Here is a 13709-nt window from a genome sequence, read left to right as displayed (position 1 = left end):
CCGCACGGGTCGTGCGCCCGGCAGGCCGGCTGTCTGGAATCACGGGTGAAAAAGGGTGGGTCCATTGCGCCTGGGTGCCCGAGCCCCTACCCCCTTCTCTACGGGCCCATGAACCTCGTCGCGGACTTCATCGAAGCAAATCTGGACGTCCTGGTGCGGCGCTTCGCGGAGGCCGCGCGCGGGCTGGAGAGCACGCAGGGACTGAAGCCGTCCGAGGTCATCTCCACGCTGCCGGAGTACCTGCACGTGGTGGCGGCCATCTGCCGGCACGGCGCCACGCCGGAGCGGCTGGAGAGGCGCGAGCGCCTGGAGGAAGCCCACATCAACCTGCGGCTGCGCGTGGGCGCCACGCAAGAGGACGCGACGGACGAGTACGCGCTCCTGGGGCGGCTCATCCCCCAGCTCTGGGAGGACGCCCAGCCAGAGCGCAAGCCCAGCGCCAGCGGCATGCACTGCCTCTTCCAGCAGCTGGAGGAGGCCATGGACCACGTGGTGGTCCTCTTCTCCGGCTACTCGCTGGAGGACCGTCAGCGGGAGAAGCGCTTCCTGCGGCAACTGGACGCGCTGGCGCCCCGCGCGCTGGCGCCTGGCGCGGACCTCCAGGGCCGGGTGAAGCCGATGGTGGAGCTCATCGTGCGAGCGATGGAGGCCACCGGCGCGGAGCTGTTCCTCGTGGACGCGGGCGGGCGGAGGATGGTCCCCGTCGCGCACACCGCGCACCTCGTCCCGCCTCCGGGCCGGCCGGTGGACGCGCAGGGGCCGTCCTTCCTGGGCCGCGTGGCGCGCTCGGAGGAGCCGCTGGCGCTCACGCAGGCGCGGGGCCTGGAGGCCTTCGAGCGCGACGGGCTGGAGGCCGGCGGCTGGAGCACGCTGCTGGGCCTGCGGCTGTGGCCCCATGGCGATTTGATGGGCGTGCTGTGCGTGGGCTTCGCGGAGGCGCGGCCGGTGCCGCCGCAGACCAAGCGCTTCCTGGAGACGCTGGTGGAGTACCTCTCCGGCATCCTCGACCGCGCGCTGTTGATGGGCCAGCTGCATGAGGTCAACGCGCGGCTGGAGGCGTCGGAGACGCGCTACCGGCTGGCCAGCCAGGCCGCGGCGGACACTGTCTGGGATTGGAACCTGCGCACCCGGGAGGTGACCTGGAGCGGGGAGACGCGCCGGCTCCTGGGCTTCGCGCCCGAGGAGATGGGCCCCCTGGTGGACTGGTGGGTGGCGCGCATCCACCCGGAGGACCGCGAGCGGGTGGAGACCGGCATCCACGCGGCCATCCAGGGCACCCAGGCGCGCTGGCAGGACGAGTACCGCTTCATCAACCGGCGGGGCGAGGCCATACGGGTGCTGGACACGGCCGTCATCCTGCGCGACGCGACGGGGCGGGGCCTGCGCGTGGTGGGCGCCCTCCAGGACGTCACCTCGCGGTGGGAGGTGGAGCACGGGCACGAGCGGTTGCTCAGCGAGGCCCGCACCGCGCGTCTGCGGGCGGACACGGAGCTCAGCCAGCTGCACTCGCTCCTGCGGCAGGCACCCGTCGCGCTCGCCATCCTCCGGGGGTCCGCGCACGTCGTGGCGCTGGCCAACGACCGCGTCTGCCAGCTCTGGGGGCGTCCCATGGAGCAGGTGCTGGGGAGGCCCGTGCTCGAGGCGCTGCCGGAGGTGGAGGGCCAGGGCATCCGGGAGATGCTCGACGGGGTCCTCGCCACGGGGATGCCCTACGTAGGCCAGGAGGTGCACGTGCGGCTGGCCCGGGCCGCGAGCGGCGCCCTGGAGGACGCGTACTTCAACCTCGTCTACCAGCCGCTGCACGTGGCGGAGGTCGGCATCGAGGGCATCCTCGTCGTCGCCAGCGAGGTCACGGAGGCCGTGCAGGCCCGTCAGCGGGCGGAGGGCCTGGCCACGACACTCCAGGCCAGCGAGGAGCGCCTGCGGCTGGCGCTGGACGCGGCGGACATGGGCAGCTGGGACATCGAGCTGGCCACGGGCCGGGGAACCTGGGACGCGCGCTTCCGCGCCATGCTGGGCCTGCCCGCGCAAGGCGAGGTGCTGCTCGACGAGGCCATGCAGTTCGTCTTCGAGGAGGACCGGCGCCTGGTGGAGCACGCGATGGCGGAGGCGGCCCGGCCCGGAGGCTCCGGCGAGTACGCCAGTGAGTTCCGCGTACGGCCTCCGCGGGGCGGCCAACCGGTGCGCTGGATTTCCGGCCGGGGCCACGTGCACTTCGCGCCGGACGGGCGGCCCGTGCGCTTCGTGGGCACGGGGCTGGACATCACGGAGCGCAAGCTGGCGGAGGAGGCGGCGCGCCAGCGCGCGGAGTTCGAGCAGTACCTGGTGGGCATCGTGTCGCACGACCTGCGCAACCCGCTGAGCGCCATCACCCTGGGCACGTCGTCGCTGCTCAAGCGGGAGGAGTTGAGCGAGCACGCGACGAAGGCCGTGCTGCGCATCCAGAACTCGGCGGAGCGCGCGGTGCGGATGATCCGCGACCTGCTGGACTTCACCCAGGCGCGCATGGGCGGCGGCCTGCCGGTGCAGTGTCAGGAGTTGGAGCTGGGGGCGCTGGTGCGCCAGGTGGTGGAGGAGGTGCGGATGACCGCGCCGGAGCGGGACCTCCAGCTGTCGCTGCCCCAGGCCGGGCTGCGGGGCTGCTGGGATCCGGACCGCGTCACGCAATTGCTCATCAATCTATTGGGCAACGCATTGAAGTACTCGCCGGAGGACACGCCGGTGGCGCTGCGTCTGAAGGAGGTGCCTGGGGCCGTCGTGCTGGAGGTGCACAACGGCGGAGCGCCCATCGCGCCGGGCCTGCTGCCGCGCATCTTCCAGCCCATGCAGCGAGGGGTGCCGGGCATGGACGCGGCGACCCGCAGCGTGGGCCTGGGGCTCTACATCGTGAGGACCATCGTGCACGCGCACGGAGGCACCATCGACGTGACGTCCACCCGGGTGGCGGGCACGACCTTCACGGTGAGGCTGCCGCACGTGGACGCGTAAGGACCGGGGTGGCGAAGCTTCGGCTGGAATGGCCTGACAGACCGCACTGCTAGCCTTTGCGGCCTATGCGGAAATTCCTGTCGTGCGGCCTGTGGGTGTTGCTTCTGGGAGCGTGCGCGACTCCAACGGCACTCCTGACGCAATGGGAAGAGGCGGAGGTGGAGTGCGGCGAGCCCGCCGAGGATCACTGCGTCGCCCTGCTGTGCGGGGATGACGCCTGTGGCTTCTACCGCTGCGAGGACGTGCCTGGAGACGTGGTGCTGGTGCGCGGTCTGCCACCACGTCCGCCGCCCGCCGTCGCAGCGCCCGCACCGGGAGGTGGCCCCCAGCGCAACTGGGGCAGCGCCATGAACCTTCCCGGCGGCGGGGAACCCATCATGGTGTTCCCCTGGTACGGCACGCCCAGGCCCGTCCCGCCCCAGCGCCAGCTCCCAGCCGGTCGCTTCGAGAAGCATCACATCTTCCCCCAGGCGCCTGAACTGGCGGCGTGGTTCAAGGAGAAGGGCATCGACATCCACCTGTACACCCTGCCCATCCCGCGCCACATCCATCAACGCATCCACAACGGAGGACCGCGAGGCGGGGAGTGGAATCAGGCCTGGAAGGACTACAAGAACGCCCATCCGGAAGCCCCGCCCGTGGAGATCTTCAAACACGCGGGAGAACTCATCTATCGATTCCAGCTCCTGGGCGGCCCCATCCAGAAGTACAACTGACGCCTCAGCGCGAAGGAGCCAAGGGGTGGATCCGTTTTTCTGGGTGACCGAGGACCGCGACGTGGCCAGGCGCTACAGCGGGGATTTGAACGCGCGTCACCCCTGGGGTCTCCCGGGCATCAAGAGTTGCCCGGGATGTGGCCAGACCTGGAGCAACGCCGGCCACGAGTATCCTTGCGTGGACCTCGGCGCACTCCCGGAGCGAGCCTCTTTCGAGGAACCCCGCGCGGAGCCCTTCCATGAATTCGCCCGGCTTCGCGAGCAGGTCCGGCCCTGGGCTCCCTCGGGCGCATCTCTTCCTCCTGGGACGAAGTTCGGCCCACTGACGGGCACCGCCACGGGACGCTTCGCCCCATGTGTCTGGATGGGAGATGCGCTGCTGATGATGACCCGCGATGCCTTCGAACACATGCAGACGCAGGGCGTGCGCGGACTGATGGGCTGCAAGGCGATGCTCCGGTTCCGGAAGCAATCCCCCCAGGAACTGATGGAACTCCAGGTGGAACCCCAGGGACGGCTCCACCGGGACTGCCTTCCGGACGACCTGCCGCCTCCCTGCACCACATGTGGAAGAACGGGACTGAGCCGGCCGGAGTCTCCCCTCCTCGAAGCGGCCTCCTTGCCCACGGGCGTGGACCTGTTCCGCGTGGGCAACTTCGCCACGATGATCATCGCCACCCATCGCTTCCGCGAAGCCGTGCTCACCCGGGGCCTGGAAGGCATCACCTTTCGCGAGCTGCCAACCCGCTGAGCCTGCCCGCGGGGTGGCGCCACCCGGCACCCCGTGTTAGTGAAACCGCAGCCACTCGACGCCCCGATGGCGGCACGACCCTGCGTCGTGACCGTAGGGGGTCCTCGGGTGGCATTCGTGCGTCTGGCGCCTCCCGAGCATCACTCTCGTTGCTGGAGGCCCGCATGCCCGCGTCCGAACTTCCCGTCCTCGATTTCGTCCTCACGAACTACAAGAACTTCAACGCCCGCGCGACGCGTGACGCGCTCCTGTCCTACTGGGAGCACGTGTCGGACGGTGGCCGGATGTTCTGGAGCGTCGCGGGCGCGATGTCCTCCGCGCAGCTGGGCATCACGCTCGCGCCCGCCATCCGCGCGGGGTTGATCCACGGCCTGTCGGTGACGGGCGCCAACCTGGAGGAGTCGCTCTTCCGGCTCGTCGCGCACGCGGCGTACAAGGACTTCCCCGAGTACCGCTACATGACCAAGCAGGATGACACGCGCATCCTGGATCAGCGGATGCGCCGGGTCACCGACACGAGCATCCCGGAGGACGAGGCGTTCCGGGCGGTGGAGAAGTTCATCGTCCCCATGTGGAAGACCGCATCGCGAAAGGGCGAGCGCCGCTTCTGGCACGAGTACTTCTACGAGCTCATCCAGGTGCTGGAGCCCTCGGCGTACGAGGGGGACCCCGAGGCCTGCTGGCTGCTGGAGGCGGCGAAGCGCAAGCTGCCCATCGTGGTTCCCGGCTACGAGGACTCGACGTTCGGGAACATCTTCGCGTCCTACGTGAAGACGGGCGAGTGCGGCGCGAGCATCGTCAAGTCAGGCATCGAGTACATGGCCGACTTCTACGACCGCTACGCGGAGCTCTCCGCGGGGAAGGGGGTCGGCTTCTTCCAGATTGGAGGCGGCATCGCCGGGGACTTCCCCATCTGCGTGGTGCCGTCGACGAAGTACGACCTGCAACAGCCGGTGAAGCCGTGGGCGTACTTCTGCCAGATCAGCGACTCGACGACGTCCTACGGCTCGTACTCGGGGGCCACGCCCAACGAGAAGATCACCTGGGACAAGCTCACGGAACAGACGCCGATGTTCGTCATCGAGTCGGACGCCACCATCGTCGCGCCGCTGATGCTGAGCGCGCTGCTGGAGTGCCAGCGCCAGCCGGAAGCGGCGAACGCGCTCATCGCCAGACACCGGCGCTGACGTGACAGCCCGCCCGCCGTCGCATCAGACGGCGGGCGTCGGCAGGTGCGGCACGCTGGCAACTCACCCCCATCGCTTGAAACCAGGACAGACCTTGTGAGTCGATGGGCATCAGCACAAAGTCAGGATACCGCACCTCCTGGTTACTGGAGGATACAGTCGGGGGTTCCATGAGGCTGGTCGGAGTCATCGCCCTGCTGCTGATTTCAGGCTGCGCCACCACCCGTGTTGTCCATATCGATGCCGGAAATGGACAGCGAGTCATCCACGCGTCCGTCGACGTCGATCCGGTCGAAGTGACTGAGAAGGAATTCAAGGCGGCCCTCACGCAACTCATCCTCGACATGCGCATGGAGGTTGCATTCCGCGAGTCAGATGCGGCGGGCCAGCGAGAGTGGGTACGGTCCAGGTCCCTACTCGCGTCCACGAAAGGCCTCGCGGATTCCAACTGAGGAAGTTCACCTGAGTCACTGTACGCGCGCATCTGCCCCGATTCTGACGAATGCTTGTCCCTGGTGGGCGGAACGGGACTGACTTTCTCGCGCAAGGACCGGACGCTGATGGCCCTGTCCTTCGCGCTCGATACCGTATGGGAAAGTGTCGAGGCCGAGGTTGGCAAGATGCTGAACCCGGTGATGCTCCGAGCGATGGTGACGTCTGCCGCCATGACCGTGCTCCTCACCATGGCGATTCCCGAACCGGTCACCAAGGTCATCGCGGTGGCACTGACCGCGGCGATGGTGGCCTATCTGGGCGTGGTGCCAGTCTGGGAGATTGGCCAGGGCTTCGTCCGGTTGTGGGATGACGCGGAGAGAGCAACGAGCGTCATTGAATTGCAGGACATCGGTCATCGCTTCGGAAAAGTGCTGGGTATGAATGGCACACGCGTCCTGGTGTTGCTCGTCACCGCGTCACTCGGCGGGAAAAGCGCGATGGCAGCCCAGGGCCCGAAACTGCCAGGCTTCCCCCTGGCCGCGCTTCGAGCACAAGCAGAAGCTGGATTCCCGCTGGGGGCGGCTCTGAATGGTGGAGTGACGTCCATCGCATTGCCCGCTGCGGGCGTGCTCAACGTCTCGCTTGCGCCAGGGGCCGTTGCAGCTCTTGGGATGTACTCGAACAACCAGATTCCAGGTGATGCCGAAGGGCCGGTTCATCACATCTGCACCAACAAGAATGCCACCTCCGCGGCAACGGGTGGTCCCTGGACGCCGATCTGCGAGGAAATCTTCGAGAAGGCGGGCATGAGTCTGGAGGACGTGGCAAACAAGGTGCGGCTCAAGGGGCACGAGGGGCCGCACTCCGCAGCATACCACCGCGAAGTGGTGGGACGCCTGCAAGATGCCGTCAGTCCATGCAAGACCCCTGAGACCTGCCGGGCCGAGTTGTTGAAAGAACTCGCGAAGATTGCAAATGAGCTGCTGACGCCGGGCTCGAAGTTGCGGCGTCAAATCGTGAAGGCGGGAGAGTGAAGTGGAACGTCATTTCTATTGGGTGGACATCGCGGATGTACCCCAGTGGTACATCACGACTCCCGTCCCTGCATCCGGAGGGACCTTCGAGGCACCTTGGATGTTCACCACGGGGCGTGTTCTTCCCCACCCTGGTCCCATCAAGGCTCGGGTCCGGAATCAGGGAGTGAGACGCGCCTTCATGTTCGCGGGGGTAGAGCGAGTGCCCATCGTCAGCCAAGAAGTAGCGGATGCCTTCAAGATGCTGGCTCCTGATGACGTGCAACTTTTCCCGGTGACGGTAGAAGGTGCGCCAGAGCGCTACTGCATCGTCAATGCACTCAAGACCGTTGATTGCATTGATGAAGCGAACTGCGAGGGACTACAGCCTTACGAGCAGGACGACCCTCATCCTGAGCATCAGGGTGCGTACCGTTGGATCTCCGGATTGAGAATCGATTCGGCGAAGGCCGAGGGTGCTCTCGTTCTCAGGCCAATGAAGTTCAAGACCGCCTTTATTGTTTCAGAAGCGATCAAGGATGCACTCGAACAGATTGGCAATCTGGGCATTTCTTTCGAGCGTGTGACGGGGCCGCGCAAGAAGAAGGGCGGGCACTGAGCATGTCCGAGGACATCGACTGGGACCCGGTGCGGCAGTTGGCTTCACGTCTGGAGGCGGGCGAAGCACTGGTGCTCACCCCGGAGGTGCGCGAGTTGCTGCTGCGCACGGCCCGGCAGGTGGGCATCCCCGAGCCCGATGCTCAGGCAGCCGTTCAGGGCGTGGCCACCGCGACGGCCCTGCTTCGCGAAGCGCGCGGGCGGATCCGCGAGGGCTCCATCCGGCTGAACATCACGGAGATGAGGGCGCGGGACCTCGTGCGAGCGGGTGACACGCCTGGAGCGCGGAAGCTGCTGGAGGACCTGCTCGCCATGGAGGTGGTGCCGCTCTACCGCGAGCAGTTGGAGCTGGCCCTGGAGGACCTGGGCGACTGACAGCATCGGAGAGCGTCACGTCGGCGCTGTGGCGGGGCCAGGCGCTGAAAGGCACACGGAGGTCGTCGCGGCACCGCACACCCCGGTGCGCCGCCTTCGTTCGAGCACGGACGAACGCGCCTGCACGGCTGGATGCCAGGCGCCCCCGTGAAGCAGGCCACGCATCTGGACGCCAGCCGGGCGGTCCGGATAGGAAACGACCCACCCCTGATGTCTCCTGCTCCCCTCAACACGTCCACCCCGCGTGCTCCGCGGGTCTGGCTGCTGGAAGACTCCCCGACGGAAGCGCTCGCCGCTCGCTCGGCGTTGGCTCCCGTGTGCGACGTCACCGTGTTCTCCGACGGGGCGGTGCTGGTGGAGGCCTTGAGCATCCAGACGCCCCCGGACGTGTTCATCCTGGACCGGGAGACGCCGGGCCTCACCGGCCTGGAGGTCTGCGCCTTCGTCCGGGGCAACGCGGCCACGGCGATGCTCCCCGTGCTGCTGCTGACCTCCCACCAGCGCGCGGAGGACGTCATCGAGGGCCTGGGCGCGGGCGCCAATGACTACGTCTTCAAGCCGTTCCGTTCCTCCGAGCTGGCGGCCCGCGTGCTGGGGCTCGCACACTGGAGCTGGCGGCAGCGCGAGCAGGAGGCGCTGTCGAACGCGGCGCTCAACACGACCCGCCGGAGCCTGTCTGACGAGCAGGCCCGCCGCACCCTGGCGGAGAGCGCCCTCGCGGAGGTCCGCGCCGCGGAGTCGCGAGCCTGGAACAGCGATCAGCGCTTCCGGCTGGCCGCGCGTGCCACCCAGGACGCCATCTGGGAGTGGGACTCCCAGACGGACACCCTGGAATGGAGCAGCGGCGGCCGGGACCTGCTGGGGACACTGGAAAACCCTCGGGTGTCGCGCCAGGACTGGTGGCACGAGCGCATCCACCCGGACGACCTCGCGACCGTGCGGCGGAGCTTCCGGGACGCCATCGCCGGGGGCGAAAACCTGTGGCGCAGCAGCCACCGGTTCCTTGACGCACGGGGTACCTGGCGGGACGTGGAGGATCAGGCCCTCATCGTCCGCGACGGCGCGGGCGCGGTCGTCCAGGTGGTGGGTGCCCTGCGGGACGTGACCGCGCGAAAGCAGTTGGAGCGGGAGTCCCACCAGAACGCGGACTTCGAGCGGCAGCTCATTGGCATCGTGAGCCACGACCTGCGCACCCCCCTGTCCGCCGTCCTCCTGTCCGCGTCGCTGCTGGAGCGGACCTCCCTGGACGAAGCACAAGAGAAGCGCGTGCGCCGGATCCGCGCCTCCGCCGAGCGCGCCGTGCGGATGATCCGCGACCTGCTGGACTTCACCGTGGTGCGCCACGGCGGCCTCACCCTGCATCCCCAGGACGCGGACTTCCACGCCCTGGTGGACGCCGCCGTGGAAGAGGTGCGGTCCCAGGCCCCCGGACGCGTCCTGCTGCATTCATGGACAGGGGACGGCGCGGGAACGTGGGACGCGGACCGGCTGGCCCAGGTGGTGAGCAACCTGTTGGGCAACGCGCTGGCCTACGGCGACCCGGCCGCTCCCATCCAGGTGGTCAGCCGGGGTGAAGCCGACGGCGTCGTGCTGGAAGTGCATAACGCCGGAGCCCCCATCCCCGAGGACCTGCTGCCGCGCCTCTTCGCCCCCCTGGAGCGGGGCACCCCGCACCGGGAGAACCGCGCGGACCGCAGCATCGGCCTGGGGCTCTTCATCGTGCGGCAGGTGGTGCAGGCCCACGGCGGCACCGTAAGCGTGACGAGCACGGCGGAGGCCGGCACCACCCTCACCGTGCGTCTGCCTCGACAGCCCCCCGCTTCGCCGCCAGCGAAACCGCCCGGGTGAACTGGTCGATGTCATAGGGCTTCAACAGCAACTCGATGACATCTGGCCCCGTGTACTCCTGCGCGCCCTCCCGGTTGGTGGTGGTGAGCACGAAGGGGATGCCCGCGGCGGCGGGGGTCGCGGCCAGCTTCTGGAACGCGTACCAGCTCAGGTCGAAGGGCACGCTGATGTCGTAGACGATGACCGCTGGCGTCGTCTCCCGCACCAGGGTGGCGAAGTCCAGGGGGCCGCGGAGGACGTCCTGGACGCGCACGCCCTTCGTCTGGAAGCCCGCCTCGTCCAGCACCTCTTCCAGTGCCTCGATGAGATCCTCGCTCCCGTTGAGCACCAGCACGGTGGGTCGTTTTCCCATGCGAAGGAAGTTGCATCCTCCGCATCCGGTGAAAAGCGTCCCAGGGTCCGCCACTGTGACTCACCCGACAGAGCGCCGGCCAGCCGGACGACCGCCTTTCAGGCGTGGCCCACCGGAACCACCGGAGGCCCCGCGAGGGGCAGCCGCACCTTGAAGGTGGCGCCCTGGCCCGGCGTGCTCGTCACCGCCACCTCGCCGCCGTGCGCCTCCACGATGCGATGCAGGCGGTACAGGCCCAACCCCAGCCCGCCGTAGTTGCGCGTGGGCACCGCCCGCTCGAAGCGGCGGAACAGGCCGTCCACCCGGTCCGGCGCGATGCCGATGCCGTGGTCGCGCACCACCAGCAAGGCCTCGTCCCCGTCCGCCCGGACCTCCAGCTCCACGGGCTTGCCCGGACCGAACTTCACCGCGTTCACCAGCAGGTGCGTCACCACCTGCCCCAGCCGCAGCGCGTCCCAGCGGCCCACCGCGGACGCCACTTCCCGCACCACCAGCAGGCACCCCGCGCGCGTCGCCATCTCCTCCGAGCGCACCACCACGTCCCGCACCACCTGCCCCAGGTCCACGTCCTCCAGGTTCAGCCGGGGCGCGTGGCCCTGCATCTGCGACACGTCCAGCAGCCCCTCCACCAGGTCCGCCAGCCGCTGCACCTGCCGGTCCGCCGCCACCAGCGCGCGCTCCAGCCGCTCCGGCGCCACCGGGTGCTCGTGCTTCAGCGCCGCCGCCGAGCCCTGCACGCGCAGCCGCAGCGCGGCCAGGGGCGTGCGCAACTCATGCGCGGCCACCGCCAGGAACTCGTCCCGCACGCGCACCGCCTCACGCGCCTCGCGGTACAGCCGCAGCTGCTCCGTCACGTCGCCAATGATGCCCGCCATGCGCACCGGCCGGCCCTGCGCGTCGCGGAGGGCCCGGCCCCGGCTCACGCACGAGCGGTAGCCCCCGGCCTCGTGCTTCAGCCGGAACGACACGTCGTAGGGCGTGCCCTGCTCCAGGTGCCGCGCCAGCGCGGACGCCACCTCGTCCCGGTCCTCCGGGTGCACCCGCGCGAGGAACGCCTCGGACGTCCCCGGGAAGTCCTCCGGCTTGAGCCCCAGCATCTCCAGCAGGCGCGGGCTCCAGTACATGCGCTGGTTGCGCACGTCCCAATCCCACACACCGTCATAGGACCCGGCCACCACCAGCCGGTAGCGCTCCTCGCTCTCGCGCGCGGTGCGCTCGGCCTGCTCCAGCAGGCCCACCCGCCGCTCCAGCTGGCGGACCATCGAATACAGGTGCGTCTCCGTGGACAGCTCGCCGGGCACGGGGGCGGGCAGCGGGCCCTCCGCGCGCGCCTCACGCAAGAGCGTGGCCACCAGCTCGTCGTCCCCCTGCGTGCGCCGCACGAAGCCGTTGGCCCCCACGTTGGCCGCCATGCGCAGGTCCAGTTCGTCCGGCGCGGTGGCGTGCGTGAGGATGACCGGCAGGCGCGCGAGCTTCGGATCCTGGCGCAGGGCCAGGCACAGCCGGAAGCCGTCCAGGCGGGGCATCAGCACGTCCGCCAGCACGATGTCCGGCGGGTGCCGCCGCGCCAGCTCCAGCGCGGCCAGGCCGTCCTCCGCCTCCATCAGCTCGAAGCGGAAGGGGGCCAGCGCCAGCTGCAGGAGCTTGCGGTAGACCGGGTCATCCTCCGCCACCAGCACCCGCAACACGGTCCGGCGGCCCTCCGCCTCCCGTGCCTCCGCGGGCAGGGCCTGACGCACCGCCTCCACCCGCGCGCCCAGCGACAGGCCCGGCGACAGGAAGCCCGTCACCGGCACCCCCAGCCTCCGCAGGGCGTCCTGCTCGGCCGCGGGGGCCTCCACCCAGAGCCGGGCCCCGGACGTGGCCAGCGCCCCGCGCAGCGCGTCCACCAGCCCCGCCACCGAGCTCAGCAGCGGCCCCGCCGCCAGCACCAGGTGCACCGGCGGGGACTCGCGCAGCGCGTGCGACAGCGCCTCCACCCCCGCCGCCAGCAGCACCCGCCAGCCCTGGCTCTGGAACGCCAGGGACAGGAGCTCCCGGTGCGGGCCCGGGGCTTCGACGAGCAGCAGGGAGGGCTTCATCAGGGAGGAGGGAGAAACGGAAGGACGGGCGCGGACGACAGGTCGTTCTGGAAGGCGGGACCCCAACGGCCCGCGCGACCAGGGTGTGCAAAGGGCGCAGTCTGGTGACAGGGGCCTTTGAGTCAAGGCAACCCTTTGGAAGTGTTGGAAGTTGGAAGGCCTCGGAGCAGGGGAACGCGCCGCTGGCCTGCCGCGTCACTGGTACAACCGGGCTACAGGTACACTTCGTTTGCAGCGGCGTGGGGACGTGGCGGCGGCGGTGTGTTATTCGACCGCGCATGGGTGCAAAGAGAGTCGCGGCGCAGGAGAAGCTGACCGGGTTCCAGGACCGGATTCGCGCCGCGGGGTTGCGCAGCACCGCTCCCCGCGTGGCCGTGCTGCGCAAGCTGGAGACCGCCACCGCCCCCATGAGCCACGCGGACCTGGTGGAGGAGCTGGGGGGCGAGGGCTACGACCGCGTCACCATCTACCGCAACCTCACCGACCTCACCGAGGCCGGCCTCGTCGTGCGCGCCGACCTGGGCGACCACGTCTGGCGCTTCGAGCTCAAGCGCGCCGGCGCCACCGAGCACGCCAACAACCACCCCCACTTCACCTGCACCGACTGCGGCACCGTGTCCTGCCTGCCGGAGGAGTCCGTGCGCCTCACCACCGCCCGGGGCGTCCCCCGCGCCGTGACCCAGCGCGCCGTGGAGATCCAGCTGCGCGGCCTCTGCGACCGCTGCGAGTAGCCCCCGCCAGGACGTAGGGCAGCCCGTCAGGCGAGCCCATGGCGTGGATGTGCTCACTGGTAGGCACACGCCTACATCCCAGCTTCCGCTCTCTCATTCCCGGGTACAGATTCGTGCTGGCGAAGGCGGGGACCCGCCGTTCCGGCTCGGGGAACGGCGCGGGTGCCCCAGGGTTCGCAGGGGGATTGGGATGGAAGCCCATCACACGTTGCTGGTCGTCGACGACGACATGGACATCCGGGATGCACTCCAGGACGCGCTGGAGCTGGAGGGCTACGCCGTACAGCTGGCGGCGGACGGGCTGGAGGCGCTGGAGCGGCTGCGCTCGTCGGAGCCCCGGCCCCAGCTCATCCTCCTGGACCTGATGATGCCGCGCATGGACGGCATCGCGTTCCGCGAGGCGCTGCGCCACGAGCGCGCGTGCTCGGACATCCCGGTGGTCGTGGCCAGCGCGGACCTGGACGTGCGCGACACGGTGGATGGCATGGGCGTGGCGGGCTACCTGCGCAAGCCGCTGGATTTGTCCGCGCTGCTGTCCACCGTGAAGCAGCTGTGCCTGCCGGTCTGAACGCCTGCCTGCCCCACCTGCGGTGGGGCGGCGTGGGTGCGAGGGT

General features: G+C 69.4%; 11 protein-coding genes and 1 pseudogene. 10 read left to right on the top strand and 2 right to left on the bottom strand.

Translation table 11 applies throughout. The features are described 5' to 3' along the window. Positions 1–108 precede the first annotated feature (108 nt). From D7X96_RS20635 to D7X96_RS20600, 8 genes and pseudogenes are all read left to right on the top strand, one after another. Positions 109–2988, top strand: a complete 2880-nt coding sequence (locus D7X96_RS20635) for a sensor histidine kinase (RefSeq protein WP_121770519.1) — start codon at positions 109–111, stop codon at positions 2986–2988. 65 nt (positions 2989–3053) lie between these two features. After that, the gene (sitA6, locus tag D7X96_RS20630; RefSeq protein WP_120549079.1) at positions 3054–3704 is read left to right on the top strand and encodes a SitA6 family polymorphic toxin lipoprotein; all 651 of its coding nucleotides are present in this window, start codon (positions 3054–3056) and stop codon (positions 3702–3704) included. A gap of 25 nt (positions 3705–3729) precedes the next feature. Next, on the top strand, positions 3730–4455 hold the full coding sequence (gene sitI6, locus D7X96_RS20625; RefSeq protein WP_120549078.1) for a SitI6 family double-CXXCG motif immunity protein: 726 nt from the start codon (positions 3730–3732) through the stop codon (positions 4453–4455). Between the two features lie 164 nt (positions 4456–4619). Beyond that, positions 4620–5642 (top strand): deoxyhypusine synthase family protein, encoded by a 1023-nt coding sequence (locus tag D7X96_RS20620; RefSeq protein ID WP_120549077.1) that lies wholly within the window; start codon positions 4620–4622, stop codon positions 5640–5642. A 170-nt stretch (positions 5643–5812) separates the two neighbouring features. Beyond that, positions 5813–7111, top strand: a pseudogene (locus D7X96_RS20615) (AHH domain-containing protein). A 202-nt stretch (positions 7112–7313) separates the two neighbouring features. After that, positions 7314–7709, top strand: coding sequence for an imm11 family protein (locus D7X96_RS20610; RefSeq protein WP_244219668.1), 396 nt, complete (start codon positions 7314–7316; stop codon positions 7707–7709). Between the two features lie 2 nt (positions 7710–7711). Next, positions 7712–8083 carry a DUSAM domain-containing protein gene (locus tag D7X96_RS20605; RefSeq protein WP_120549075.1) on the top strand — a complete coding sequence of 124 codons (372 nt, stop codon included), beginning with the start codon at positions 7712–7714 and terminating at the stop codon, positions 8081–8083. A gap of 210 nt (positions 8084–8293) precedes the next feature. Further along, positions 8294–9931: a sensor histidine kinase gene (locus D7X96_RS20600; protein WP_120549074.1), complete on the top strand. Its 1638-nt coding sequence runs from the start codon at positions 8294–8296 to the stop codon at positions 9929–9931. Here the strand turns inward: D7X96_RS20600 and D7X96_RS20595 are convergent. Next, on the bottom strand, positions 9873–10283 hold the full coding sequence (locus D7X96_RS20595) for a PleD family two-component system response regulator (RefSeq protein ID WP_147442772.1): 411 nt from the start codon (positions 10281–10283) through the stop codon (positions 9873–9875). The genes D7X96_RS20600 and D7X96_RS20595 overlap by 59 nt on opposite strands. A 98-nt stretch (positions 10284–10381) precedes the next feature. Further along, entirely contained in the window at positions 10382–12364 is a 1983-nt protein-coding gene (locus D7X96_RS20590; protein ID WP_208647347.1) for a sensor histidine kinase, read from the bottom strand. A 278-nt stretch (positions 12365–12642) separates the two neighbouring features. Between D7X96_RS20590 and D7X96_RS20585 the strand changes: the two genes are divergently transcribed. Then, positions 12643–13095 (top strand): Fur family transcriptional regulator, encoded by a 453-nt coding sequence (locus D7X96_RS20585; protein WP_120549072.1) that lies wholly within the window; start codon positions 12643–12645, stop codon positions 13093–13095. Positions 13096–13285: 190 nt separating this feature from the next. Beyond that, complete coding sequence (locus tag D7X96_RS20580) at positions 13286–13663, top strand: response regulator transcription factor (RefSeq protein ID WP_120549071.1); 378 nt, start codon at positions 13286–13288, stop codon at positions 13661–13663. The last annotated feature ends 46 nt before the right edge of the window (positions 13664–13709 follow it).

It is taken from the genome of Corallococcus interemptor (genome assembly GCF_003668875.1).
Taxonomy (GTDB): domain Bacteria; phylum Myxococcota; class Myxococcia; order Myxococcales; family Myxococcaceae; genus Corallococcus; species Corallococcus interemptor.
The sequence above is the reverse complement of the archived record's forward strand: the minus strand, read 5'-3'. Positions and strand labels throughout refer to the sequence as shown.